The sequence below is a fragment of the Paenibacillus wulumuqiensis genome, assembly GCF_000971965.1.
GTDB classification, from domain to species: Bacteria; Bacillota; Bacilli; order Paenibacillales; family Paenibacillaceae; genus Saccharibacillus; species Saccharibacillus wulumuqiensis.
Window position 1 is genome coordinate 636473 of the sequence record NZ_LAQP01000001.1, and the last position, 24934, is coordinate 661406.

Genomic DNA, 24934 nt, shown 5'->3' on the forward strand with positions numbered 1-24934 from the left:
ATCGCTTTTCTTCATTTTCCATTATTTTTCTTATTTGGTTAATAGAAATAATAAATTGCTAAAATACAAAAAGAAGAGACCAGCGCATTCTGGTCTCTTCTTGGATTACCTTGAATTACTCATATTATCATCTCAAGCCGTACTTTCATCTACAAGCATCTACAAGAACACTGTTATTCAGCACTCTTTTTAACTTCCTTTTACCCCTTCGTTGCACCGGCTGTCAATCCATGCACCAGGAAGCGTTGCAGGAACATGTACAGCAGTGTAATCGGCAGGGCCACCAGTACCGAGCCAGCTGCAAACAGCGTAAACTCCGTACTGGAATAACTGCTTACCAGCTCATACAGTCCTACCGCCAGCGTCCAGTTCTCACGGGAGCGCAGGATCAACCGGGCGAAAATAAAGTCTACCCAGGCTGCGGTAAAGGTTGTAATCGCAATATACGTCATAATCGGTGTCGACAGCGGCAAAATAATCAGCCGGAAAATCTGGGAATGACTCGCTCCATCCAGCAGCGCCGATTCTTCCAGCGCACGCGGAATCGTATCAAAGAACCCTTTGGCAACAAACATGCCGAGTGCCGCCCCGGACGTGTATACAAGTACAAGCGCCCATGGTGAATTCAGCAGATTCATCTGCAGCAAAATAATATAGACTGCGATCATGCTCATAAAGCCCGGGAACATACCCAGAATGAGGATCACCGACATCATCGTCTGTCTGCCTTTGAACCGGAAGCGGGACATCGCATACGCGGTCAGTACCTGCAGCAGTGTACCAAGCACCATGCTGGTGACCGCTATTTTAAGCGTATTCCAGTACCATTTCAGATAAGGCAGATCCTTGTCCGACTGGGAACGGAACAGATCCATATAATGCTCCAGTGTCAGCTGGCGCGGGATCAACGTCTCACTGTACAGCGAGTCACCGACTTTGAAAGAGGACAGGATAATCCATAGGGCCGGGTAAATACAGACCAGCGCAATCAGCACGAGCAGTACATAGCTGAGCGCCAGCTTAAAGCGTCTTTTTTGCTTCATTGGATCATATCCTCCTCTTTGAAGGAACGGCTTCGTCGATAATTGTACAGCGAGAAGGCTGCAATAATAATGAAAATAATAATGCCGATCGCCGAGGCAAAGTTATAACGCTGATTATCAAGCGTCAGTTTGTACAGCCAGGTGACGAGCAGATCCGTACTGCCTGCATACGCATAATCCCCATTGGCCGGAAGACCGTTGGTCAGCAGGAAAATCACGTTAAAGTTATTAATATTGCCGGCAAACTGCATAATCAGAATCGGTGCAGTCTGGAACAATACAAATGGCATCGTAATATTCCGGAACTTCTGAAATCCGGTCGCTCCATCCACCTCTGCCGCTTCATACAAATCACGTGGAATGGCGGTCAGTACACCCAGTACGAGAATCATGGATACCGGAATACCGATCCACATGTTGACCATAATAACAGTTACTTTGGCCCAGAACGGATCGTTCAGCCAAGGCACACCACCCAGTCCCATCATGCGTAAATACTGATTGACCGGTCCAAACTGGTAGTTGAGCAGATTACGCATGACCAGCAGGGAAATAAACTGCGGAATCGCATACGGCAGAATAAACAGCGTCCGCCAGAATCCTTTGAACTTGATACCCTGCTGTTCAATCAGCAGCGCTACCAGAATACCGCCAAAATAAGTCGTTACCGTAGCGACCACCGCCCAGATAATCGTCCAGGTGAATACGCCGACAAAGGTATGGCTCCACGCCTCCAGCGTAACCAGATTGGTAAAGGTACGCAGCCCTACCCAATCAACCAGACTTTTCGGCGGAATATGATCCGGTGCCGAATAGTTGGTAAAAGCCATCAGGATCATGAATATGATCGGCAGAATCGTAAACACAAGCACGCCGATCGCCGGCAGTGTCAGCAGCACATAAGGGAACCCCTGATTGCCCAGCAGACGCCATGTGGCCCGGAAATTATTGACCTTTTCTCCGCGTTCGCGGCGTTTGCCGATCCGGTAGGCATCCTTGATATTGGCAATGTAAAAGCAGACCAGCAGACCAATATACAGCAGAGCCACCAGACCATAGATCATCATGAAAATGGAGTGATCACCGGGCACATTACGGTACAGTCTGCCGATTTTCTCCATGTGAGCAGACTGTTCACCCAGCGTGACCAGACCCCACAGGTTATATGCCAGGCTGGTCACAATCAGATACAGACTGACCAGCTCGGCAAGCAAAAAGATAATTCCTTTCATCCATTGACGGTTATACATCTGACCCAGACCCATGACCAGTACGGACAGTAGAGCCGCTATGCCGGCATTCCCCATACCGGCAGCACGATTAGGATTGGTAATAGCTCTATTCATTGTTATTGCCCTGTCTGGATATTGCTCTTCATCTGGTTGACCATGTTATCCAGCGCCGCTTTCGGATCTTTGCCATCGTTCCAGATCGAGGACATTGCCGCTTCCATCGGTGACCAGAACTGTGCGGTAGCAGGAATGGATGGCATCGGTACGGAATTCTCAAACTGCTTTAGGAATACGGATGCAATCGGGTCGCTCTGTACCGTTTCGTTCTCGGCAGCCTTGGTATTGGCCGGAAGGGCACCATTCATCTCAAAGTTCTTGACCTGCCACTCTTCCGAAGTGATAAAGTCCGCAAACATTTTGGATGCATTCGGATACTTGGTATAAGCATTAACAAAGTACGCTTTCACACCGGAGAATGGTGTCATCGGCTTGCCGTTAGGCAGATTCGGATACATGCCGACACCAATATTTTTTACGGATTCCTTGAGTGAACCGGTATCCCACGGTCCGCTGATATTCATCGCCAGCTTATTGGAAGTGAACAGGGATTTTTTGATGTCCGCATTGATATCGGATGTCTTCAGCGGCAGGATTTTGTTCAGACTCTGGATGAACTTGGCACCTTCTACTGCCTGCTCATTATTCATGCCGATATCTGTCGGGTCCGTACCTTCTTTACCAAACAGGTATGCGCCGTAACCACCAAGGAACGGGAATACATAGTAACCGTTGCCGACTTCCCACATGATCGCAAACTTGTTGGACTTGGTATCGTTGAATGTATTGGCGAAATCGACTACACCCTTCCAGTCCTGCGGTACTTCCTTGATCAGATCCTTATTGTAAAAAACAGCTGTCGTCTCTACAGACTTTGGATATCCATACAGAATATTTTCGTAAGTAAGCGCTTTAACAGCAAGTTCACTGTTACGGCCGCGTGTATCTTCCTCGAACCAGTCATTTGGCATTAGTACACCTGCCGATACGCCCTGGCCGATCTGGTCATGTACACCAGCGAATACATCGGCACCGACACCTGCCGGGCCGTCGGTTACCATTTGTACCATCGACTTATCCGGTCCCAGCTCGGCAAATGTTACATCCACTTTATATTTTTCCTTAAAAGCCTTGGCGGCTTCTTCAATAAATGCTTTTTGGTCTCCACTATCCCATACGGTCAGCTTGGCCCCATCTTCCGGTGTCATCTCCTGCATTTCTTCTCCGGCACCAGCAGCGGGATCGGCTGTCTGACCTGCTCCTGTACCGCTTGGACCTCCACATGCCGATACCAGCAACATCATGATCAGGATAGAGCTCAGTATTCCCCAGTTCCGTTTACGTGACATATCTTCTTCATCCTTCCGCTCCGTATTAGGCTTGTGAGCGCTTTCCGATACACAGTTCATAAGAGGATTATGCAATAATAATACGGTTCCTTCGCTGCCTGTCTGAATATAGCGAAGGGAAATGCCTGCCGGTGTGCATAATAATACTATGTATGTGCAAACGTTTGTTCAAGTTACAGCAATTTTCCTCATACTCAGCTGTATCTATGTACCGCAATCTGTAATCTCCTACATATTGCTTTTAGAAAGCGCTTTAATAAGCAAATTCATCATAACTCAAATCTTTTATTAGTTAAAACGTTTGCACAGATGATTTTGGGCTATTTTCAGGCATTTATGTTACATTATATAGAGTATACTTAATATCTCTTCTTCTCATGCATTTTATTGAGATTTTACAACTGCTCCCTGATCTGTTAATTTTACAGTTTACATGATGGCGCGGTTTCGATTACCATAGATACACATCATGTACTTTAGTATGTTAACTCTTGCAATTCCGCCTGGCGGACCCAATACCATGGCTGGCTTGTACAGCTCTGTACCTGTTTTCAGCTATGTTTTTCGTATTTTTCGTGCATCATTTTGTTGGACAGATTGTCTGTCTGCTCATAAATTTTAATCTGGGGGTACATATGTCAGTTACGATCAAAGATGTCGCCAAAAAGGCGGGCGTATCTCCTTCCACCGTGTCGCGCGTATTATCGAATCATCCGCGAATCAGTCACGCCACTTCCGAAAAGGTCAAAGCCATCATGCTGGAAATGGGCTACCATCCCAATATTATGGCCAAGAGCCTTGTTTCCAAAACGACTCACAGTCTGGGCGTTATTCTGCCCAAGCCTGCAGAAGAGCTCTTTCTGAACACCTTTTTCATGGAGCTGATCCGCGGTATCGTCGCTCAGGCGAACCGCAGCGGTTATGACGTGGTTCTCAGCTCCGGCTCCAGTGAGCAGGAAGAAGTGGATGCGGTATCACGCCTTGTCTACGGTGGACGGATCGATGGAGCGATCCTGCTCTATTCCCGCAAAAACGATCCGGTGGTCGAGTTTCTGAGCCGGAATCATTTCCCTGCCGTGCTCGTCGGACGCAGTGAACAGCATAAAAATATTATTTCTGTCGATACCGACAATGTGCAGGCTGCTGCCGATGCAACGCGGCATCTGATCCAGATGGGCCACCAGCGGATCGGATTTGTCAGCGGTCCGCCGGAACTGGTCGTCTCGCTTGACCGGATGGAAGGATTCAAAATGGCACTGAAAGAAGCCAATCTGGAATTCCACAAAGATTGGATTGTAGAAGGTGAGTTCCTGCAGGAGAGCGGCTACCGGGCCATGTCCTTTTTCATGAATCTGCCGGAGCGTCCCACGGCGCTGGTCGTCGTCGACGATATCGTCAGCTTTGGCATTCTGCGCGGATTGCATGAACTCGGTTACAAGGTACCGGAAGATATTGCCATTGTCAGCTTTAACAATATCGCACTCTCCGAGCTGTCTACGCCGCCGCTCAGCAGTGTGGATATCGGCATCTACCATCTGGGGTACAGCGCTTCTCAGGCACTCATTCAGGCGATTCAGGAAAAGGACCCCGACAAGCTCGTCTATCAGCGTCATATTGTGCCGCATCGTCTGATTGTGCGTCAATCTTCCATATTTTCTCCTCCTCGTCATTGAGCGAAAACGATTCATTATGGTATTTATGATAAATACCGGATATCATTTTTACATCAAAATAGGCAAACAGCCCTTTCCATCTGCTGGACAGGGCTGTTTGCCTATTTTTTTATTATAATCCCCATTTGAATTGAATCTACATACATGCTTTGCGCCATAAGTGTATGTATCATTTTCTGAATTTAATGTAATTTTAAGGTGATCATCACATTTTATTAAACAAAGGACGATACAATAGGTATACAGATCAGGTTGGCATCTGCAGCCGACTCTGTAAATTCGTTTCTTTTGTTTACTTTATGAAACAGTCTGGTTAACAGCTTTTACTCTATATTGAGGAGGGTTACATCATGAAAAAGGATACCGATCTATCCCTGTGGATGACCCAATTTCTATGCAGTCCGGATTCCATCAAAGAAGTACGTATGGAAGAAGCAGAGCAGGATCATAACCCCCTGCTGCTGAAAAGCATCCGCTTTCACCTGGAACTGCGCAATCGCCATGATCTGCTGGAACATCATTCACTGAAATAATCCGTATAATCTGTATTATTCCCTCATCTGCAGTGCAGATGGGGGTATTTGCCGTAGTGAGGATATTCTTATTATATTCTCTATGCACAACCTTAGCGAGATTGCTTATCTATCCGAAAAAGTTGACTATTCCCCGTTATCCGATTTTTTATTTAGTCTTTTGTAAATGGCTTGCAGCTGATCATACTTTTGCTCCATATTGACGGAGTAACCATTGCTTACGATCTCTGCTTCACCCAGATGATCAAATATAACCCGCAATGGCGCATGGATTTGGGTGAAAAATACACCTTCCATAAATAGATCATGCAGTTCATGAATATGGAATATTTCCTCAAATTCTGTACTTTCACATTTAATTTGGCCATCCTGGTATACAGTCAGATACACCAGATAATTCCGCTGTTCCCGGCGCATAAAGATAAAGCTGCCATCTCCCCGTACTGTTTTATACTCCTGCTCGGAAGGTACATAAAAATCCTGCGGATCTGCGACCGGAATAATCCGCCGCTGCTCCATCTTCATCTTCTCTTCCAGGGTCATCTTGTAAATATTTGTCATAGAGGGATTCAGATCATGCAGTATATTGACGATACGCTCATAATAATCATGTTGATCATAATTCCATTTTCCATCCAGCACCCGGAAGCTTCCCAGTTCATAAACCAAAATGGATTCCCGCTCCGGAACCGAGGCGGTAAGCCAGCCGAGTTCTATTTTCTGACTCAACCCCTGCATATCGACCAGCTCCCAGCAGTTGACTATACCATCCTCGAAAATATGCACATTGATATACATGTATTCCCCATTGCTGATAAAACCCGGAATTGTAGTTCCTTCAATCGTTTTTTGTCTGCTAATTTTATGCATGGTTTTTCCTCTCCTTTTGGTACATGTTGCGATTGCCTTTTCTATATACAGCTTTATCTATACTATTAATTAATTTCTTACCTTCTTAATCATTTATTTTCACATAATGTGGATGAAGATTCAAATCGTGGAATTGATTATAGCCCGGCAAAGCCTGAACCGATAGAGAAGAAAGCAGGAAAAAGACCGGCTGAAAATGATAGTATTCTACCATTTTTAGCCGGTCTCTGTGTAATCAGGAGAGCAGGCTTACCACTTGTACAGTAAGCTTTCCTGTTATATTCAAATTTATATATTAATCGTTGTCGTTCTCATCATCAGAGTCATTGTCATAGTCTTTGTCTACCGTTGTTACCTTACCGGTCGCTGCATCGATTTCTACAGTTGCTTCACCGCCGGTAATACGCAGATCGACTTCGTACTGGATACGGCCGTCTTCTTCATCACGTTCAATACCGGTTACGGTTCCACTCACCTGTGCTCTGGCAATTTGGGCAGCCTGTTCGTTGGTTTTGACTTTCAGATTGGCTGTGTTCACATTTTGCTGTTCCCGGCTGGTTGCATCGTTATCGTCATTATCATCAGTAACGGTGCGGATGACCTTGCCATTCAGCGCATTGATGTGCACGTCGACATCTGCTGCCTGCGGGCGGTCTACATCCACTTCATAGTACAACTGGCCGCGTTCACGATCCAGTTCGATACTTTCCACGATTCCGTCAGGTACTTTTTGCAGAGCGATGGCCTCTGCCTTTTGCGTACCAATCACATTGTTCAGATTGTTCTGGGTGTTCGCTGTACTGTTACTGGTGGCAGCCGCAAAAACACTGCCTGCTGTTCCTAGGGTAATCGCTGCGGTCAGTACACCAATTCCAACTTTTTTGTTCATCATAAGTAATTCCTCCTCATTCGTTATGTGCTGCTATCGGGTATGCTTATACTATAAAGTCCCCGAATGAGATGGAGATTACAGCAAGATTAGAATTTGATGAGAAGCCGTCAGATCCATTTACAATGATCACAAAGCCGGTCTATGCCTCTGGCTCATCCGCTTCGTCCCAGGTAACGGACATGACTTCTCCCGAAATGGCATTGATCTGTACTGTCGCCTCCCGGTCGTCGGCCGTATCAATCTCCACCAGATAATAGCTCTGCCCCTGTTTGTCACCATGCTCATAGTCGGTATCATCGACTGTACCGCGTACCTGCTGCAGGGCAATCTGCTCTGCCTTTTCGGCGCTGATCACACCGGAAGGCGATACGGCACTGGAAGAACTTTTGTTATTATTGGACGGTGGGGTCGATGAGGATGAACCCTCGGATGTGGAATCGGCTGCAGCACCAGAGGAGGATGAAGACTGCTGCCCTTTTGCAGAATTCGCTGCATCCGAAGGTTTCGATGAGGACGCAGGCGGCTTGGTGTCTGTCTGTGCGGTACCGGATGGGGTTACTGCTTCTGCTGTACTGCTCGCGGATGCATTCGTCCCTCCGATTCGGCTAATCGAACGAATCTCCCCATTTTGCGCTCCAAGCACCAATTGATAGATTCCTCGCTCTGATTGCAGTCGAACTTCATATGTGTCTCCCTGCTGGATCAAACGGGTGATTTCTCCCGGATATTCTGCCAGTATACGCTTATTCACTTCTTCCGCTGTCAGTACCGGTGAAGCCTGAAGCAATGTTCGCCAGACCAGTATCCCGGCACAGAAAATAATGAGCAGTGCGGCTATTCCCCCGGTGAGCCACCAGCGACGCTTGATCATGTTTGCCCCTCCCTGTGATTCGTGCTGTATTGTTCATGCTGTTCCAATTCATTCAGAATTGCTGTTGTTTAGCCGTGTATATGCTGTCTATCAGTATACAGGCATTCAATTAGAATTCGCTGAGAAGGCAGGCAGATTGGCAGGAGCGGATGGTAGGGACAGAATAGCGCTGGTTCCTTCTCCTGCAGTACTTTCCAGCCGAATCGAGGCATCGAGCGCTTCGGCAATCCGTCTGGCCAGGGTAAGACCGAGTCCTGATCCGCCGGTATCCTGGCGGACACGGGCTTCGTCGACCCGGTAAAATCGGTCAAATACTTTATCCAGCTCTTCTGCCGGAATGCCAATCCCTCGGTCTATAATTTTGATACACCGGTTCGGCTCAGCAGCAGCCGTTTGGCGCTTGCCTGCTGCCTGTTCGGATCGCTGTGCATGATCAAGTGCCAGCTCCATCGTAATATCCTCACTGCTGTACTTGCGTGCATTATCCAGCAGAATAAAGATCATCTGGCGCAGCTTGCCCGCATCGGTCTGTACAGAAAGCAGTGCTGGCTGCCGCTGCAGCTCCGGAGCTACCCGTATCTCTATGCGGCGGTGATAAGCTGTATCGAACTCTCTGGACAACTGCTCTGCCTGATCCAGCAAATCCACTGTCTCCACCGTCAGATTCCATTGCTCCTCGTGTCTCGCCAACAGCAGCAGCTGCTCGGTCATCTCCTTCATCCGCACCGCTTCGGAATGAATGGCTTCGACCGATTCCTGGAACAATTCCGGCCGATTCATGCCACGGCGCTTCAGCAGGCTGGCATAACTCTCGATAATCGTCAGCGGCGTACGCAGCTCATGCGAGGCATTGGAGACAAACTGCTTTTGCTTATCATAATTACTTTCCAGCAGATCTATCATGCTGTTAAATGTAGCGCTCATCTCGTATAGTTCGTCGCTGGATGGTGACGGCACTGTTAAGCGCTGGAACTGGCCGCTTCTGCGAATATCCCGCATCGTGGCGGTGATGGCTGCAATCGGGCGAATAATGATCCGTCCCAGCACATGACCTGACAGGAATACCGGAATCATCGCCAGACCGGTCACGATCAGCAGTACTATCCGCAGCGCATTCAGATACTGCTCGGTCTGCCGCAGACTCTCGGTCACCTGGATATCCACGACCTGACCGTCATTCCAGATGACAGGTACCGATACGAATACATAGCGCTGCTGATTATACGTAATAATCTCTGCGCTGCGTTCTTCCAGATAGCTGACTGGACGCTCGGCCAGCTGCTGCTGATCGGCAGAAGTGACGAGCAGCGTATTGCTGCCGGTCTCCCGCACGATACGGATCATGCCTTCTACAGGAACATAGGCACGCAGCAGATCGGCCGCAGACGTATCTGCCGATGACTGACGCATGTTATCCGCAGTCTTGTTCGTCTGTGATTCAACCCGGCTCTGCTGCTGCTGCAGCGTCATCGTACTGAATACGACATACACGAGCAGATTGGTCATTATAAATAACAGGGCAAACAAAACGGAGGAGTACAGATGAATCTTCGTACGCAGCTTCATGCGTGATCCCGAAGCACATAGCCAACGCCGCGGACCGTATGGATCAGCTCCCGCTCATATCCCTGGTCCACTTTTTTACGGACATAGCGTATGTATACATCCACCACATTCGTATCGCCATAATAGTCATAGCCCCAGACCGCTGCCAGAATCTGTTCCCGGTTCAGCACCTGACGCTGGTTGCGCAGCAAATAAGCCAGCAGTTCAAATTCTCTCGGCGTCAGCTCGATCGGCTGTCCATCCCGTTCGACCTGATGGGTTCCTTCATTCAGCCTCAGCCCTCCTGCCGATAGCCATTCACCATCTTCCATCGCTGATGATTGCTGCTGCTCACGCAGACGGAGCGCAGCACGAATACGGGCCAGCAATTCTTCAATCTGAAATGGCTTGGTCACATAATCATTGGCACCCAGATCTAGGCCGGACACTTTGTCCTCCACCGAATCCTTGGCAGTCAATAAAATGACCATCGTCGCCGGATCATTGGCACGGATACGCCGCAAAATCTCGATTCCGCTCATCTCCGGCAGCATTACATCGAGCAGAATCAGATCCCAGCTGCCCTCCCGGTACATATCCCATGCCTGTGCCCCGTTGTAAGCCTGGGATACTTCATACCCTTCTGCTTCCAGCTCAATCTGCAGCAGTCTGGATATTTTATGTTCATCTTCCACAATCAGAATGCCTGACATACGATGCCTCCTCTATACACTTTATTCCTCCATGATTTTCTGGTAACTGGCAATATCGAGCCAGCGATCAAATTTGCGTCCGATCTGGCGGAAATGTGCGCATTTCTCGTACCCATGACGCTCGAATAAACGAATGCTGTTCACATTCTCGGTGCATACCGTTGCGACCAGCACATGGAATCCGCTCCCGGATGCTTCTTCCTCCAGAAAACGCAGTGCCTGACTGCCCAGCCCTTTGCCTGTATGATCCGGATGCAAATAGATCGTTACTTCGGCTGTCGTATCATACGCTTGCTTGCTTTTGTGCGGGGTGACCAGTATGTAGCCTGCAATATCGGCAGGCGCCTCGGTATCGCGGATAATATAGGATTTGTAATGAGATGGCACATTCATCAGCTGCGTCCGCATCTGCTCGAGCGACAGTGGTTCCGTATGAAAAGACACCGTTGTATGCACAACATAATAATTGTAAATGGATAATATCGATGAAAGATGCTGCTCCTGTACCGTTTCAAATTGAATAGTTGTGTTCATGACAAATTCTCCCCGCTATTTGGATGATAAACAATAATGCATGATCCACTGCATACCTACGATGCCCTGACGGCGCATCCCGCGGTCGACAAATCCCGTCCCGAGATAAAGGCGCTGTGCCGGTTCATTCTTGACATTGACTGCAAGGATCAATTCGCGAATCGCCGGAAAGTGCTGATGCACCCAGCCAGGCAGCAGGGACATGGCCTGAGCGGCATATCCCTGCCCCTGGCGGGAATAATCGACCAGCAGTGCACGAATCAGCATCAGCTCTGGTAAATCCGTCTTCGTATATGCCCTATAGGACGCGATTCCTGAGCCAATATGCAAAATAAAGAATCCTACCGCTTCACCGGCAGCAGTAATCACTACCGGATAACGGTCAGGATCTCGAAGTGCCTGCTCCAGCACCTCGGCCGGCAAAGCGGTAAAACGATGCTGCTCCTCCGGCAGCTCAAATTGCATAAGCGCCTCCAGATGCCGGGGATGATAGAACTCCAGCTCTGCCTGCGAGACCGGCGCAGATGAAGAAGATGACCAATGATTGGACTTAGATGACTGTTCGGATGACACGCTCCCTGCTCCTTTCTCAATTAAAATGAACGGCTGGCATCAACAGTCTGCTGACAGCACGCAATGGAATCTCTCCACACCAGCATACTTCTCTCCCAGACTGCTTATGACAAACCCATTTTTCCGGTAAAAACCTACAGCTTCATGATCGGTTTCAGCAAATAGTTGAATATGCGCATATTTCCCGCGATACGTCTGTATTAGCCGGCTGCCAATCCCAGCATGCTGGTGAGCAGGATCAACAGCCAGATGAGCTATCTCATGCCGGTCAGCACTACAGATATGAATGCCAAGAATTCCGGCAAGATCTCCTTTTTGCAGCCATCCATATAAGTACCTGGAATTGCCTGCTGCGTATTGTGTATATATTGCTTCGATATGCTGTGCATCTCCCATGCACAGAGTCAGCAGCTGTCTGGCTGCCTGTACATGTAATCCCGGCTGCAATTGAACCAGCCGGCCGTCCTTGTCCTGTCCTTCTCCGGAAAAGGCAATGGAGCCACTCACAGAGCTATCGCTGTTATAGTCCTTATTCATGTGTAATGCCGGCATAGAGTTGAACATCATGGAACTTGCCTTTGGCATACAGATGCTTACGTAAAAGACCTTCATACTGCATTCCCAGCTTCTCCAGCACACGGGTGGAACCGATATTTCCTGTCATACAGCGGGCTTCGATCCGCATCAGCTTCATCTGTTCACAGCCAAATTGGAGAATCGCCTCCATAGCTTCCGTCATATAGCCGCGGTTCCAGTAAGGGCGTGCCAGCACATAACCCACCTCAGCGCGGAATTGCGTAATATTCCAGTTTACGAATCCGGCCGTACCAATCATCCGGCCGGATTCTTTATCCTGAATAGCCCATGGTGCAACCTGTCCCTGCTCATACCTATCCAGCAAATACTCGATAAACGTATCCGCATCCTCAATCGTCTGGTACGTATGCCAGGTCACATAACGTGTGAGTTCCGAATCGGCGCCGTATAGATACATATCCTCCCGATCTTCCTTGGTTACCGGACGCAGCAGCAGCCGCTCCGTCTCCAATACCGGCAAATGCCCAAATACATCTTCCACTCGCATAACCCACACTCCTTCGCTATTATGTAATGCTGTTGACTACTTGCTGCAAACAGATATTCAAATCAAAAGATTATTTCGTATTTTATCATAAACAAAGCGTGCATTGCTCTCTTATATTTGCGCATAAAATGAACAAAGCCGCCCTTTTCAGGACGGCCTTGTTGTAATGCTTATTTTCTTGATTTAGCTTCTGCTACGAACGGATTCAATCAGTTTCCTTTCCAGTCCCGATATCGTTCCTGATTGTTCCACATCTTTTCAAAAACCTCTTTCCACTTGCCGGTCAGCGCGGCGTCATGAATAGCCAGCAGCACTTCATCATTCTCTTCACTGGAAGCACGTGTATAGTTAAATGAACCGACCAGCGCGGTCTGTCCATCGACCAGCATAAGCTTCTCATGCATTTTGCCGTCAAAGGTATTGATGCGGATCGGCACATTCGCATCCAGCAGCTTTTGCAGATCTTCCAGGTTCACCTTAGATTGGTCGCTGATAATTCGTACCTGCACCCCGCGCTCCGCTGCTTTGGCCAGCGCCTTGACGATGGAGCCGCGTGATAAATTATACATTGCCAGATCAATCGACTGCCGGGCATCATTGATCGTCTGAAGCACCAGCCGCTCTCCATCCTGCCCTTCGGAAGTAAAAGCGTAATCTATACTGGATGGATCGACAGCAGCAGATCCGAGTTGGTTGGCATCAGTGTCTAGAGCGGGATTTTTTTCGTTTGTTTCGACTGCTCCATTATCCTGGGCAGCAGCCTGGGACTCATCACTTGCTGTACCCGACGAGCAGGCACTGAGCAGCATGATGGTACTCAGCATTAGAATGGATATGCTTTTAATTGACTTGGGCTGGCTTTTGGTGATTTTTGTTTTGTTGGACCATTTCATGAATTTAGTTCCTCTCTGTCTTACCATACTATTCTGTACGTTGTATGCATAGCTTGTCTGGATATTCAGACCAGTTGGTATATAAGCTTAGCTGCTGTACTATTAACGAAAGAATTCTTTTAGTATAAAGCATATCGGACTTCTCTGTCATGCTCAGAGATGCGCATCTCTTATTCCAATCCCGGGCAGTCTTTTCTGCACCTTTTGTCTCCTGCACCCTTTCTTTTTTCTTTTTTCTTCCTGAATAAAAATAAAGCCCTGTCTGCAATCAGACAAGGCTTATTGTTGTATATATTCTTATCCGTCAGCGAACGATTATACGTAGGAGTTGCGTGTGTAGGACAGCAGAATTTCCACATTAATGATCGGCACGATACTGCCATTGGATTCAAATGCGCTTGGCAGAATATCACGGCTGTTCACTTCCGGGTTCTCGCGCAGATCGGACTCGTCAATAATCGCCGTGTTATCCAGCTCATCGACGAGCAGAGCTACACGAGAGCGGCGCAGCAGGATCATTTTATCTGTTTCTTTTGGACTGTCGTAAGAGACGGCGAGCAATTTGCGCAGGTTAACGAGTGGATAAAGGGAACCACGAACCGTGATCAGTCCTTCATGCCAGTCTTCTGCAAATGGTAATGGTGTTCCTTTTTTGGCAGGTTGAATCTCGTCAATTTCATTAAAATTAATCGCATAAGGCTGACTCGCCACATAAAAGACAATAAGTTCAATTTTCATATTGGTTGGCTCCTTGAATGTATTTCTGGCTTATGCATATGCATTTATAACCTTTATCGACCAAATCAACCCATTTGTTTAATTATTTATTTTTCCGTCCAATTGTACGTACAACATTGTCCAAACGATGTCTTTTTATAAAGGTTGTCCTACAACATTATGGATTCATTATTGCTTTCTTGAAAGAAAAGTGCTAGGATTTAATCAAGTTATGTATGTACTTATTTATTATTAACATTTTTGTTAAGGTAACTTGTACGTACATTATTTTATAGTGTTCATGTAAGCGTTACCTGAATATTATAGAATGGTTTAATTTGAAAAAGGAGTGGAAAATAATGAATTCATCTCAAACATTTAAAAATCCGATTGTAGAGCAGCGTGCTGATCCATGGGTGTACAAACACACGGACGGATACTATTACTTTACGGCATCCGTACCTACGTACGATCGCCTGGAAATCCGTCGCTCCACCACGATTCAGGGTCTGGGAGATGCCGAAGCTGTGACCGTATGGCACAAGCATGAGCATGGCCCGATGAGCCAGCTGATCTGGGCACCGGAGATTCATTATATTCATGGCAAATGGTACATCTACTTTGCAGCTGCAGACGTTGATCATCCGGTCAATGATACGTTCAACCACCGTATGTATGTGATCGAGACCGATGCTGCCAATCCGCTGGAAGGCGAATGGGTAGAAAAAGGCCAGATCATCACGGAATGGGAATCCTTTGCTCTGGATGCAACTACATTCCAGCACAATGACAGACTGTACTATGTATGGGCACAACGCGATTATGATATTCCAGGCAACTCCAACCTGTACATTTCCGAAATGGAGAACCCATGGACACTGAAAGGTCCGCAAGTTATGCTCACCAAGCCGGAGCTGGAATGGGAAATCGTTGGTTTCCTCGTTAACGAAGGCCCTGCTGTACTTAAAAAGAACGGCAAAATCTTCATTACTTACTCTGCAAGCGCTACCGACATCAACTATTGCATGGGTCTGCTGAGCGCAGATGAGAACAGCGATCTGCTGGATATCAACTCCTGGCACAAATCGACGCAGCCTGTATTCCGCAGCGCACCGGAGAACGGACAATATGGTCCAGGTCACAACAGCTTCACCCGCTCAGAGGATGATCAGCATGATGTATTGATCTATCATGCGCGCAACTACACTGAGATTGTAGGCGATCCGCTGCATGATCCTAACCGTCATACCCGTGCTCAGCTTATCGAGTGGAATGAAGATGGCACACCTAACTTTGGCAAGCCGGTACCGGACGAAGGATTCGTTCATTCCTGATTTTATAGGCAGAGGCCATACTGGAATATAGACATACCATAATATGCAGTCCACAAATAGAGACAATGCTTGATATTGGATAGGAGGTTTACATTATGAAATTACCTAAATGGAATTTCTGGAATTTTGGCGGTCTGTTCTTCTTCTACTTCTTAATCTGGGCGATTGTACTGGCTTTTCTGCCGATCTGGCTTAAGGAGCAGGCTGGTCTTGATGCAGGTCAGACCGGTCTAGTGTTCTCGGCGATCTCACTGATCGCCCTTTGTTACCAGCCTTTCTTTGGCGTTATCTCCGATAAGCTCGGCTTCCGGAAAAATCTGTTCTGGTTTGTAGTCTGCGCAGCCCTGTTGATGGGTCCATTCTTCACCTGGGTATTTATCCCGATTCTGCAATTCAACGTCTGGGTAGGCGCAATCATTGGTGGTATTTACCTGAGTGCCGTATTTCAGGGTGGCGTAGGGGTCGTCGAAGCGTATATCGAACGTGCCAGCCGCGCCAGCTCCATTGAGTATGGACGTGTGCGCCTGTTCGGTTCTATCGCAGGTGCTGTAGCTACACTGATTGGTGGTATTATGTATCTTGCCAATCCGATCAGCATTTTCTGGTTCGCTTCCGCTTCGGCTGCTGTGCTGGGTATTCTGCTGCGTACAGCCAAAGTCGATACATCTGCTGCGATCGCTGCCGATCCGGCAAATGATGGTGGCGAGATTACCAAGGAACGGATATTCTCCATTTTCAAATTACGCAACTTCTGGTTCCTGTCTCTGCTGATTGTCGGTACGGCCAGCGTATATGACGTGTTCGACCAGCAGTTCCCGAACTATTACAATCAGTTCTTCCCGACGACAGCGATTGGTACACAGCGCTTCAGTGAGCTGGTATCCCTGCAGACGGCGATTGAAGCAGTATTGATGATCTTTATGCCATGGATCATTAACAAGATCGGTGCCAAAAATGGTCTGATTCTGTTCGGCGTTCTGACTTTTGTACGTATCTTTGGAAGCGCTGTTGCAACCGATACCATTTCCCTCTCCCTGCTGCGTCTGATCGCTGCTGTGGAAATGCCGCTGCTGCTCGTATCCATCTTTAAATACATTACCAGTGTATTTGATGTACGACTGTCCGCTACGATTTATCTGCTTGCCTTTAACTTTGCCAAACAGGCAGCCATTGTTATCTTCTCCAGTATTGCGGGCAACATGTATACCAATATTGGATTCCAGAATACGTATTACTTCCTGAGTGCCATTGTACTGGTTATTACCATCGTCTCGATCTTCGGTCTCTCCAATGACAAGAAGCGGCGCAATCCGGTCGGTGCAGTACAACCCAACATGGTCGCTTCTTCCAAAATGTAAACGCTATTTGTAAGCGTTCTTTGAAAGCGATTCAACTATCAAACCAGGCCTTCCCCATTCATGGTGGAAGGCCTGGTTTTTTCCGGCTCTCCGCTTGAATGATTCCTCTGAAGTGAAGCGTTTACCTGCATACACTGCAAATTTAAGGCCTAACCAGCAAGGCTGCTGTACTTGATACGGCAGGCGCGCTGATCAGGCTTTTCCTTTGCAAATTGTCATACCTGTATTCGTATTCCCGTTTATTATGTTTAGCAAGAATTGAATGCAAGCAGAGACCTTTGACACGCAGCATTTTACAGATCGATAAAAGCAATGGCATCTCCTGCAGTCCATATCGATATTCATAAAAAAGAGACAGAAGATTGCAGATCACTGCATGTCTTCCGTCTCTTTTTTGGATAAGTTCAATTTACGGGATCTTTTTAATCTTTATTCGGATCAGTTCAATTTGTACAGCAGCTGTCCTGCCTGGGTCATCGGCTCACCTGCAGGTTCCAGCTGATTGTAATTCTGAATATTCGTTACGATTACCGGTGTGATCGTCTCGTAGCCGTCTGCACGAACCGCCTGAAGGTCAAATTCCATCAGCAGATCGCCAACTTTGACTTCCTGACCTGCCTGGGCATGTGGAGTGAAATGCTTGCCTTTCAGCTTCACTGTATCGATGCCGATATGAATGAGCATCTCGGTACCTTCCTCGCTGACCAGACCGATCGCATGACCGCTTTTGGAGACCGAAAATACTGTTCCATTGACAGGAGAGACAATACGGCCTTCCGAAGGCTCAATCGCTACGCCCTGTCCCATAATTTCCTGGGCAAATGCCGGATCGGGGACTTCACTCAGCGGCTTCACTTCACCATTGATCGGGCTCATGATCTGTACCGGTGTTACTGTGCGCGGTTCTGATTCGTAATTCATCAGTGTGGCAGCTACTGCGCCGGTGTCTACAGCCGTATTGGTTGCCACCTCTTCTGTTACGGCTTTGGTTTCTTCCGCTTGTTCGCTATCTTCTTTGATACCCATAAAGTAGGTTACGATGGCTGCAGCTACCAGAGCGATCACTCCGCCGATCAGCGCATAGACAAGTGTGCTGATTTGCGGGCTGATAAAGGCTGCGATACTTGGCAGACCTACCAGTCCGGTAATAACATACGACTTAACATGCATAATGCCCATAAATGCACCACCTGCAGCACCACCGATTAATGCGGCAATAAATGGCTTCTTATATTTCATATTTACTCCATACATCGCCGGTTCGGTAATCCCCATCACTGCCGTTACACCTGTCGAATAGGCAAGCGATTTGAGCTGTCTATTTTTTGCGCGCATCCCTACGCCCAGTGCCGCTCCTGCCTGTCCCAGATTGGCTGCAAACATCAGTGGAATAATAAAGTCATAACCGAGCGTCGTAATGGAACCGATCACGATAGGAGTCAGTGCATAATGCATGCCGGTAATGATCAGCAGTGACATCGTGCCGCCAATCAGGATACTTGCCAGTACAGATACATTATCAAACAACCATGTAATTCCACCGGATAATCCGTTACCGATCAGAGAACCGAGCGGACCGACGGCGATCAATGTGAGCGGTACCATAATTAGCAGTGTTACGGTAGGTACGATCAGCAATTTGACGGAAGCGTGGGTAATCCAGTCTACCGCTTTTTCTACATAGGAAGCAATCCAGATGGCGATAACAATCGGAATAACGGTTGAGGAATAGGTTGCTGCGAGAACCGGAAGACCGGCAAAGGATACCGTATCCCCCGGTGCCAGCAATGCCGTAATCGTCGGGTGCATAATCGCTGCACCAAGCGCTGCACCGATATATATGTTACTGCCCAGCTTGCGTGCTGCGCTCACCGCTAGAATAATCGGCAGGAAGTAGAAGGCGCCATCGCCTATCGCAGACAGAATAATATATGTGGAGCTTTTATCGGACATCCAGCCCAGAGCTACCAGAATCGCCACAATCCCTTTGATCATCCCTGCGCCTGTAATGGCCGGCAGGATCGGTGTGAACATCCCGGAGATAAAGTCGAATAATGCACTGATCGGATTGCGTTTCTTTTTTGGTCCGGTCGTACTGTTCGTCTCCATACGCTTGCCACCGGACATCGCACCGGATAGCTCTTTATAGACAGCGGCCACATCATTGCCGATAATGACCTGGAACTGGCCGCCATTTTTCATAACGCCCATAACTCCCGGTGTTTTCTCCAGTTGGGCTTTGTTTGCTTTGTTGTCATCATGCAGGTTGAATCGCAGTCGAGTCATACAGTGTGTCACCTGATCGATATTCTCTTCCCCACCGACCAGTTGGAGTACGTCTTTTGCCACTTGCGCCTTGTCCACGTCGAACACTCCTCTTTATGGAATATACACTATTTATTGTCTGTATTTGAATACAAAAAAACCTAAATGTGGATGAATGAGGTCATGCCAGCCTTGGAGCTGGTGAACGCTATCATTCAACGACATTTAGGTTTTGCCTACCAAAAGTAACAATCCCTGTCGGGTATTCAATTGTAACGGCTGGTTATGCACTTTCATATTCTTGGAATCGTTCCGTATCACTTACGTCTGATCCGCATTTTCCTTCTTGGTGACTCTCTCGATATGAATGGTCAGGTACAGCAATTCTTCATTGGACAGATCCCGCTGATGAATCTTGCGGGTATAATCCTGAATCTTCAGCGCACAGGCATAAGCCTGCGGATACTGGGATTTGACCATATCGTGCAGTGGGCTATCACCCTGATCACTCGCCGCTCCACTCACTACTCGCTGGGCAAAAAACTTGAGATGGGTCAGGAACCGGAAGTAATTGAGCGACTCCTCATCCAGCTCGATCACAAAATGCCGGGTCACGATGCGAAGTACGTCCTTGACGATATTGGTCATGCTTACGGTCTCGCTCATCTGCCCGTTGAGCTGGGAATTAACAAAGTGAAGCGCGATAAATCCGCCTTCATCTTCGGGAAGCGATACACCCAGCTTGTCTTCGATCATTTGCAAGGCCTTGGTACCGATGTAGTATTCCTTGCGGTACAGCTTTTTAATTTCCCATAGTAATGCATTTTTGATTTCCAATCCCTGCCGGTGCCGTTCAATAGCAAAATGGATATGGTCGGTCAGCGAAATATAGATGCTGTCATGCAGCTTGCTGCCAAGTACAGTCTGCGCATACTGGATAATCTCATCCGAGCATTCCATGTATTCAATCGGAATATCCGATAATAGCGTCATTAGCTTATCCGATACTTCCTGGCTTTCCAGCTTGAATACCTTTTCAATTTTCGCTTCATCGACGAGGTCATCCGGATGCTTTTTGAATCCGATCCCACGGCCCATGACGACCAGTTCCTGTTTGCCAGGATCTACAACGGTGACGACATTGTTATTCAGAACCTGCGATATTTTCATTCTCATCACCTTTTTTATAAAAATACTAAAAAGGCAAAACCAAAAATGACATGCTTGTCAGTTTCGGTTTTGCCTGATTTCTCAGTAACAATCCGTGTTTTGGTTTCTATACAAACATACTAACATAGGCGACATAAAATGACAACCATAATTGTAAGCCTTTTCTCCACACGGAAATCCAGCCATTTGTATAGGTATTTATTACCCTTCAACACGCATATTTACACAATAATGTCGAAAAAACTTATCCGATTAGTTCAAAAGTCTGTTCCAGCGTGCTGCCGGAATGCGTACCTACATATATATTGAACTCGCCTTCTTCAGCCGTCCACTCCAGCTTTGCATTACAGTAGGCCAGATCCTGCTCGGTGATCACAAATTCGACCTGCGCCGATTCCTGCGGAGCGAGCTGCACTTTGCAGTACCCTTTTAACTCTCTGACCGGACGAACGGTGCTTCCGTACAGATCCTGAATATACATCTGTACCGTCTCTTCGCCGGCCACGCTGCCTGTATTGGTTACGGTGGCAGTCACAGTGATGCTCTCCCCACGCTTCATCTGCTGACGATCCAGCTTCAGATCGGAATAGCTGAACTGCGCATAGCTCAGTCCGTAGCCAAATGGATACAGCGGCTCATTCGGACCGTCCAGATATTTGGAAATGTACTTCTCTTGCTGATTCTCTACTGTTACCGGGCGACCGGTGTTAAAGCGGTTGTAGTAGATCGGCGACTGGCCAACATGCTTGGGGAAGCTCATCGTCAGTTTGCCGGTTGGATTGTAATCGCCGGTCAGTACATCCGCAATCGCATGCCCAGCTTGAGAACCGAGGAACCAGGTCTCCACGATTGCATCCATATGCTGCTCATACCAGTCCAGCACAAGCGGACGGCCATTAGTAAGTATGAGTACAACCGGCTTGCCCAGTGCAACGATTGCTTCGGCCAGCTGCTGCTGGGGAGCAGGGATAGAAATATCCATGCGGGAAGCTGCTTCACCTGACATTTCGCTATGTTCACCCAATGCCAGCAAAATAACATCAGCGGCTTGGGCTGTACGTACAGCTTGTTCAATGCCGCCTTCGATTGGCTCCAGTACACCGCTGCCTTCTGCATACAGCAGATGCTGTTCAGGGATTCCTTTGGCAGTGAGACCTTCCAGTAGGGTAACGGTCTCCTCCTTGTAGCGGGAGAACTGCCATGTACCGAGCATATCTTTGCTGTCGGCAAACGGGCCGATAACGGCGATCTTCTGTGTACCGGCTGCAGCTGTTTCCGTGTGCAGCGGCAGCAGTTGGTTTTCGTTTTTGAGCAGAACGATCGATTTGCGGGCAAGCTCCAGGCTCGCCTGCAGATGATCGGCATGAAAATGGTACTCTTCTTCCTTTTCCGGACGGATATAACGGAACGGATCATCCATAATACCGATTTTGTATTTGTAGATCAGAATCCGGCGTACAGCCGCATCGATCTGGGCTTCCTGCACTTTGCCTTCTGCAATCAACTGAGGCAGATAATTCTCGTACAGCTGGGTGACCATCTCGATATCCATCGTAGCTTCCAGCGATTGGCGGGCAGCGTCTTTGCGATCTCTCGCGGCGCCATGGATATAGATCTCATCCACTGCACCATAATCGGAGATCAGTATGCCATCGAATCCGAGCTCTTCGCGCAGCAGATCATGCAGGATGAACTTGTTACCGGCAATCGGAATACCATTGTAAAAGTTAAATGCGTTCATTACCGAGGCGGAGCCTGCTTCCAGACCGGCCTTGAATGGTGGCAGGTACACATTGCGCAGCGTCCATTCCGAGATATCTACCGTATTATAATCACGACCTGCTTCGGAAGCGCCATAACCGATAAAGTGCTTCAGACAGGCGATCAGTGTTTCCTCGCTGAACAACGTGTCTCCCTGGAAGCCCTCAACCTGGGCACGTGCAATCAGTGAACCGAGATACGGATCTTCACCTGCACCTTCCATAACACGACCCCAGCGGGCATCGCGGCTGATATCGACCATTGGTGCATGATTATACGTAATTCCCGACGCTGTCGCTTCTTTGGCTGCGATCATACAGGCACGCTTGATCTCTTCCAGATCCCAGCTGCAGGCCCAGGCGAGCGGGATTGGGAAAATGGTCTGATAACCATGGATCACATCGGCATTGAACATGAGCGGAATACGCAGTCTGGACTGCTCAACCGCCAGCTTTTGCAGATCAAATGTACGGCGACTGTTAAAGGCACCGAGGATGGAACCTACACGTCCTTCGCGTACGAGCAGCTCGGTCGGATCGGCTTCGATTTCTCCGCCAAAAGCAAATTCAGAATCGGCACACTGGCTCATTTGGCCGATTTTCTCGGATAGCGTCATCTCGCCGAGCAGCTGCTCGGCAGATTCGCGGATATTCTCGTCACTGCGTGGAGCAACGTCCTGCTTGCGGTATGGAGCGACCAGTGCAGACAATTCTGCATGTATGTTGGATTGTTCCGTTTTCATAATCGTATCCCATCTCCTGTGTCATGATAAGTTGGATCAGACCGGGTGTGACCGTGTTATTGCTGTGGCAATGGAATATCCACTCGAATCAGCGAGGAGTGACAATCGAATGTCACTGCACATTCCATGCCCTTCAAGTTATTACAAAGCCGGTCTGAAGATAGAAATAAGCTCCTCTATAATGTAGGCTTATTTGCAGTGTATTTATGGTATTATTCTTATGTTTTTGGTAAAATAGCCAGAAATAATCGTTGTGACTACTTCCCCTGTTCATTATCATTGATTTGTTGCACTGAATTGTTACGGCGGATTAATCTGCCATCATATGGAGGAATACCTAATGAATTCTGAATTTCTAAGCATGCTGCGTTTTGTGATGAAAATGCTGTATGTGGAGTACCATATGCCTATGTATATTTTGGATACAAACAGTAAAGTAATCGACGAATACCCGATCCAGCCGTTTAACCCGCTTTATAACGATAAGCTGCAGGGACTTGCGTTGCTGACCGCTCAGCTCCCGGATGATTATCCCGTGGTCAAGGCGACCAATTTTCTGGAACAGTATCTCATGATTCCGCTTCATCAGGATGGGATACAGCAGGGGACACTGGTTGCGGGACCTTTTTTCCATGCAATTGTGCCGGAGGAGCTGGTCAAAGGCATTATCCGGGATTATCATCTTACCTTTCGCCAGCAGGATAATGTGCTGGAATTTTACCGCCGGGTGCCGCTGATCTCCAAGGAACGGATCTATAATGCAGCGGTGATGATCCACTATATGCTGTATCAGGTGCAGCTGGATATCGCCGAGGTCATTCAGCATACACTGTATATCGATATTGCCATGAATGAGCTGCCGGCTGTGCCGGATGAGCCGCCGTCTCCCTATGACGGTAATGAGCAGCATACCCAGTCCACCTATCATCAGAACCCTGAAATGGAAAAAGTCTTCCTGCAGTACATCCGTGAAGGACGCAAGGAAGACCTGGTCAAGTGGGAACTGGGATTTCCTACCGAGAAACTGGGCGTATTGTCCAAAAAAAGCCTGCTGCGCAGCGAGAAAAACCTGGCGATCTGCTCCATCACACTCGCTACCCGGGCTGCGATGGATGGCGGAGTCAATGCGGAGATTGCATATACACTGAGCGATCTGCATATTCAGGCGATTGAAGAATGCCAGACTCCTGCCGAAGTAAAAATCGCCCTGCAAAAATGCCACACCGACTTTGTGGATCGTGTGCTGGAGGGACAGCGGCAGCGCTATTCGGAAGGGATTAATATTTGCCGGAATTATATTTTCAATCATCTGTACGAGCCGATTCACCTGCATCAACTCGCCTCGGCAGCACAGCTCAATGTCGATTATCTGTCACAGGTATTCAAGCGTGAGACCGGGGTATCGCCGGTAATGTATATCCAGCAGGCCCGGATCGAAGAAGCTAAGCGGCTGATCGGTCTCTCCGCCCACTCTCTCGCAGAGATTGCCGCGATGCTGCAGTTCCATGATCAGAGCTATTTTACGAAAATATTCAAAAAATACGTCGGTATCACACCCAAGCAGTATCGCAAAAATCCGACCGGTGGTGAGCGGGGAGTACTCGCTGTTCATCCATCGGTCGGCTAGTTAGAGAGCAATATTGTCCTTGCATTGTCTGTTCCAGCACTGCCATATAGCTGCTGCGTGTTCGAACTGTTCATTTACACCCTATCTGATCCATGCTC

General features: G+C 48.0%; 22 protein-coding genes. 5 read left to right on the forward strand and 17 right to left on the reverse strand.

Translation table 11 applies throughout. From position 1 onward, the window contains the following. Positions 1-200 precede the first annotated feature (200 nt). From WH45_RS10860 to WH45_RS10870, 3 genes are read right to left on the reverse strand one after another with little or no spacing between them, the layout of a single operon-like run. Positions 201-1043, reverse strand: a complete 843-nt coding sequence (locus WH45_RS10860) for a sugar ABC transporter permease (protein ID WP_046214350.1) — start codon at positions 1041-1043, stop codon at positions 201-203. Further along, the gene (locus tag WH45_RS10865) at positions 1040-2389 is read right to left on the reverse strand and encodes a carbohydrate ABC transporter permease (protein ID WP_200897675.1); all 1350 of its coding nucleotides are present in this window, start codon (positions 2387-2389) and stop codon (positions 1040-1042) included. The genes WH45_RS10860 and WH45_RS10865 overlap by 4 nt, the downstream gene beginning before the upstream one ends. 2 nt (positions 2390-2391) lie before the next feature. Further along, a complete protein-coding gene (locus tag WH45_RS10870) occupies positions 2392-3681 on the reverse strand; it encodes a sugar ABC transporter substrate-binding protein (protein ID WP_046214351.1) in 1290 nt (429 codons plus the stop codon). A 635-nt stretch (positions 3682-4316) separates the two neighbouring features. Between WH45_RS10870 and WH45_RS10875 the strand changes: the two genes are divergently transcribed. Next, the gene (locus WH45_RS10875; RefSeq protein WP_046214352.1) at positions 4317-5354 is read left to right on the forward strand and encodes a LacI family DNA-binding transcriptional regulator; all 1038 of its coding nucleotides are present in this window, start codon (positions 4317-4319) and stop codon (positions 5352-5354) included. A 350-nt stretch (positions 5355-5704) separates the two neighbouring features. Continuing rightward, positions 5705-5887: a hypothetical protein gene (locus WH45_RS10880; RefSeq protein WP_046214353.1), complete on the forward strand. Its 183-nt coding sequence runs from the start codon at positions 5705-5707 to the stop codon at positions 5885-5887. Between the two features lie 126 nt (positions 5888-6013). Here the strand turns inward: WH45_RS10880 and WH45_RS10885 are convergent, their stop codons facing one another. The 11 genes from WH45_RS10885 to WH45_RS10935 all read right to left on the reverse strand — a co-directional run bounded on the left by WH45_RS10885 (position 6014) and on the right by WH45_RS10935 (position 14600). Continuing rightward, entirely contained in the window at positions 6014-6757 is a 744-nt protein-coding gene (locus WH45_RS10885) for a DUF7638 domain-containing protein (protein WP_052723724.1), read from the reverse strand. A gap of 295 nt (positions 6758-7052) precedes the next feature. Beyond that, the gene (locus WH45_RS10890; RefSeq protein WP_052723725.1) at positions 7053-7649 is read right to left on the reverse strand and encodes a PepSY domain-containing protein; all 597 of its coding nucleotides are present in this window, start codon (positions 7647-7649) and stop codon (positions 7053-7055) included. Positions 7650-7788: 139 nt separating this feature from the next. Next, a complete protein-coding gene (locus WH45_RS22845) occupies positions 7789-8520 on the reverse strand; it encodes a PepSY domain-containing protein (protein WP_052723726.1) in 732 nt (243 codons plus the stop codon). Positions 8521-8625: 105 nt separating this feature from the next. Then, entirely contained in the window at positions 8626-10086 is a 1461-nt protein-coding gene (locus tag WH45_RS10900) for a sensor histidine kinase (RefSeq protein ID WP_046214354.1), read from the reverse strand. Further along, positions 10083-10778, reverse strand: coding sequence for a response regulator transcription factor (locus WH45_RS10905; RefSeq protein ID WP_046214355.1), 696 nt, complete (start codon positions 10776-10778; stop codon positions 10083-10085). The genes WH45_RS10900 and WH45_RS10905 overlap by 4 nt, the downstream gene beginning before the upstream one ends. Before the next feature lie 21 nt (positions 10779-10799). Further along, positions 10800-11312 carry a GNAT family N-acetyltransferase gene (locus tag WH45_RS10910; protein ID WP_046214356.1) on the reverse strand — a complete coding sequence of 171 codons (513 nt, stop codon included), beginning with the start codon at positions 11310-11312 and terminating at the stop codon, positions 10800-10802. A gap of 15 nt (positions 11313-11327) precedes the next feature. Next, positions 11328-11885 carry a GNAT family N-acetyltransferase gene (locus tag WH45_RS10915; protein WP_046214357.1) on the reverse strand — a complete coding sequence of 186 codons (558 nt, stop codon included), beginning with the start codon at positions 11883-11885 and terminating at the stop codon, positions 11328-11330. Positions 11886-11924: 39 nt separating this feature from the next. After that, the gene (locus WH45_RS24130; RefSeq protein WP_082096705.1) at positions 11925-12497 is read right to left on the reverse strand and encodes a GNAT family N-acetyltransferase; all 573 of its coding nucleotides are present in this window, start codon (positions 12495-12497) and stop codon (positions 11925-11927) included. Next, a complete protein-coding gene (locus WH45_RS10925) occupies positions 12415-12969 on the reverse strand; it encodes a GNAT family N-acetyltransferase (protein ID WP_046214358.1) in 555 nt (184 codons plus the stop codon). The genes WH45_RS24130 and WH45_RS10925 overlap by 83 nt, the downstream gene beginning before the upstream one ends. Before the next feature lie 209 nt (positions 12970-13178). Continuing rightward, positions 13179-13862, reverse strand: coding sequence for a phospholipase D-like domain-containing protein (locus tag WH45_RS22850; protein ID WP_052723728.1), 684 nt, complete (start codon positions 13860-13862; stop codon positions 13179-13181). A 315-nt stretch (positions 13863-14177) separates the two neighbouring features. Further along, positions 14178-14600, reverse strand: a complete 423-nt coding sequence (locus WH45_RS10935; protein WP_046214359.1) for a chemotaxis protein CheW — start codon at positions 14598-14600, stop codon at positions 14178-14180. A 338-nt stretch (positions 14601-14938) separates the two neighbouring features. On the opposite strand from WH45_RS10935, the gene WH45_RS10940 reads away from it, so the two are divergent. Next, positions 14939-15913 carry a glycoside hydrolase family 43 protein gene (locus WH45_RS10940; protein ID WP_046214360.1) on the forward strand — a complete coding sequence of 325 codons (975 nt, stop codon included), beginning with the start codon at positions 14939-14941 and terminating at the stop codon, positions 15911-15913. A 95-nt stretch (positions 15914-16008) separates the two neighbouring features. Further along, positions 16009-17271: an MFS transporter gene (locus WH45_RS10945; protein ID WP_046214361.1), complete on the forward strand. Its 1263-nt coding sequence runs from the start codon at positions 16009-16011 to the stop codon at positions 17269-17271. A 438-nt stretch (positions 17272-17709) separates the two neighbouring features. Here WH45_RS10945 and WH45_RS10950 read toward each other — a convergent pair whose 3' ends face one another. From WH45_RS10950 to WH45_RS10960, 3 genes are all read right to left on the reverse strand, one after another. Further along, positions 17710-19635: a beta-glucoside-specific PTS transporter subunit IIABC gene (locus WH45_RS10950; RefSeq protein WP_046214362.1), complete on the reverse strand. Its 1926-nt coding sequence runs from the start codon at positions 19633-19635 to the stop codon at positions 17710-17712. Positions 19636-19857: 222 nt separating this feature from the next. Further along, positions 19858-20706: a BglG family transcription antiterminator LicT gene (gene licT / locus WH45_RS10955; RefSeq protein WP_046214363.1), complete on the reverse strand. Its 849-nt coding sequence runs from the start codon at positions 20704-20706 to the stop codon at positions 19858-19860. 244 nt (positions 20707-20950) lie between these two features. Further along, the gene (locus WH45_RS10960) at positions 20951-23209 is read right to left on the reverse strand and encodes a glycoside hydrolase family 3 N-terminal domain-containing protein (RefSeq protein ID WP_052723729.1); all 2259 of its coding nucleotides are present in this window, start codon (positions 23207-23209) and stop codon (positions 20951-20953) included. Positions 23210-23549: 340 nt separating this feature from the next. Here WH45_RS10960 and WH45_RS10965 point away from each other — a divergent pair, with 340 nt between their 5' ends. Further along, the gene (locus WH45_RS10965; RefSeq protein ID WP_046214364.1) at positions 23550-24836 is read left to right on the forward strand and encodes a helix-turn-helix domain-containing protein; all 1287 of its coding nucleotides are present in this window, start codon (positions 23550-23552) and stop codon (positions 24834-24836) included. Positions 24837-24934 lie beyond the last annotated feature (98 nt).

Bases quoted from the DNA above. Each gene is read 5' to 3' on its own strand.
- WH45_RS10935 (WP_046214359.1), bottom strand. From the start codon at position 14,600: ATGAAAATTGAACTTATTGTCTTTTATGTGGCGAGTCAGCCTTATGCG.
- WH45_RS22845 (WP_052723726.1), bottom strand. From the start codon at position 8,520: ATGATCAAGCGTCGCTGGTGGCTCACCGGGGGAATAGCCGCACTGCTC.
- licT (WP_046214363.1), bottom strand. From the start codon at position 20,706: ATGAAAATATCGCAGGTTCTGAATAACAATGTCGTCACCGTTGTAGAT.
- WH45_RS10890 (WP_052723725.1), bottom strand. From the start codon at position 7,649: ATGATGAACAAAAAAGTTGGAATTGGTGTACTGACCGCAGCGATTACC.
- WH45_RS22850 (WP_052723728.1), bottom strand. From the start codon at position 13,862: ATGAAATGGTCCAACAAAACAAAAATCACCAAAAGCCAGCCCAAGTCA.
- WH45_RS10865 (WP_200897675.1), bottom strand. From the start codon at position 2,389: ATGAATAGAGCTATTACCAATCCTAATCGTGCTGCCGGTATGGGGAAT.
- WH45_RS10905 (WP_046214355.1), bottom strand. From the start codon at position 10,778: ATGTCAGGCATTCTGATTGTGGAAGATGAACATAAAATATCCAGACTG.
- WH45_RS10925 (WP_046214358.1), bottom strand. From the start codon at position 12,969: ATGCGAGTGGAAGATGTATTTGGGCATTTGCCGGTATTGGAGACGGAG.
- WH45_RS10870 (WP_046214351.1), bottom strand. From the start codon at position 3,681: ATGTCACGTAAACGGAACTGGGGAATACTGAGCTCTATCCTGATCATG.
- WH45_RS10860 (WP_046214350.1), bottom strand. From the start codon at position 1,043: ATGAAGCAAAAAAGACGCTTTAAGCTGGCGCTCAGCTATGTACTGCTC.
- WH45_RS10940 (WP_046214360.1), top strand. From the start codon at position 14,939: ATGAATTCATCTCAAACATTTAAAAATCCGATTGTAGAGCAGCGTGCT.
- WH45_RS10875 (WP_046214352.1), top strand. From the start codon at position 4,317: ATGTCAGTTACGATCAAAGATGTCGCCAAAAAGGCGGGCGTATCTCCT.
- WH45_RS10900 (WP_046214354.1), bottom strand. From the start codon at position 10,086: ATGAAGCTGCGTACGAAGATTCATCTGTACTCCTCCGTTTTGTTTGCC.
- WH45_RS10910 (WP_046214356.1), bottom strand. From the start codon at position 11,312: ATGAACACAACTATTCAATTTGAAACGGTACAGGAGCAGCATCTTTCA.
- WH45_RS10885 (WP_052723724.1), bottom strand. From the start codon at position 6,757: ATGCATAAAATTAGCAGACAAAAAACGATTGAAGGAACTACAATTCCG.
- WH45_RS10965 (WP_046214364.1), top strand. From the start codon at position 23,550: ATGAATTCTGAATTTCTAAGCATGCTGCGTTTTGTGATGAAAATGCTG.
- WH45_RS10960 (WP_052723729.1), bottom strand. From the start codon at position 23,209: ATGAAAACGGAACAATCCAACATACATGCAGAATTGTCTGCACTGGTC.
- WH45_RS10945 (WP_046214361.1), top strand. From the start codon at position 16,009: ATGAAATTACCTAAATGGAATTTCTGGAATTTTGGCGGTCTGTTCTTC.
- WH45_RS24130 (WP_082096705.1), bottom strand. From the start codon at position 12,497: ATGAAGGTCTTTTACGTAAGCATCTGTATGCCAAAGGCAAGTTCCATG.
- WH45_RS10880 (WP_046214353.1), top strand. From the start codon at position 5,705: ATGAAAAAGGATACCGATCTATCCCTGTGGATGACCCAATTTCTATGC.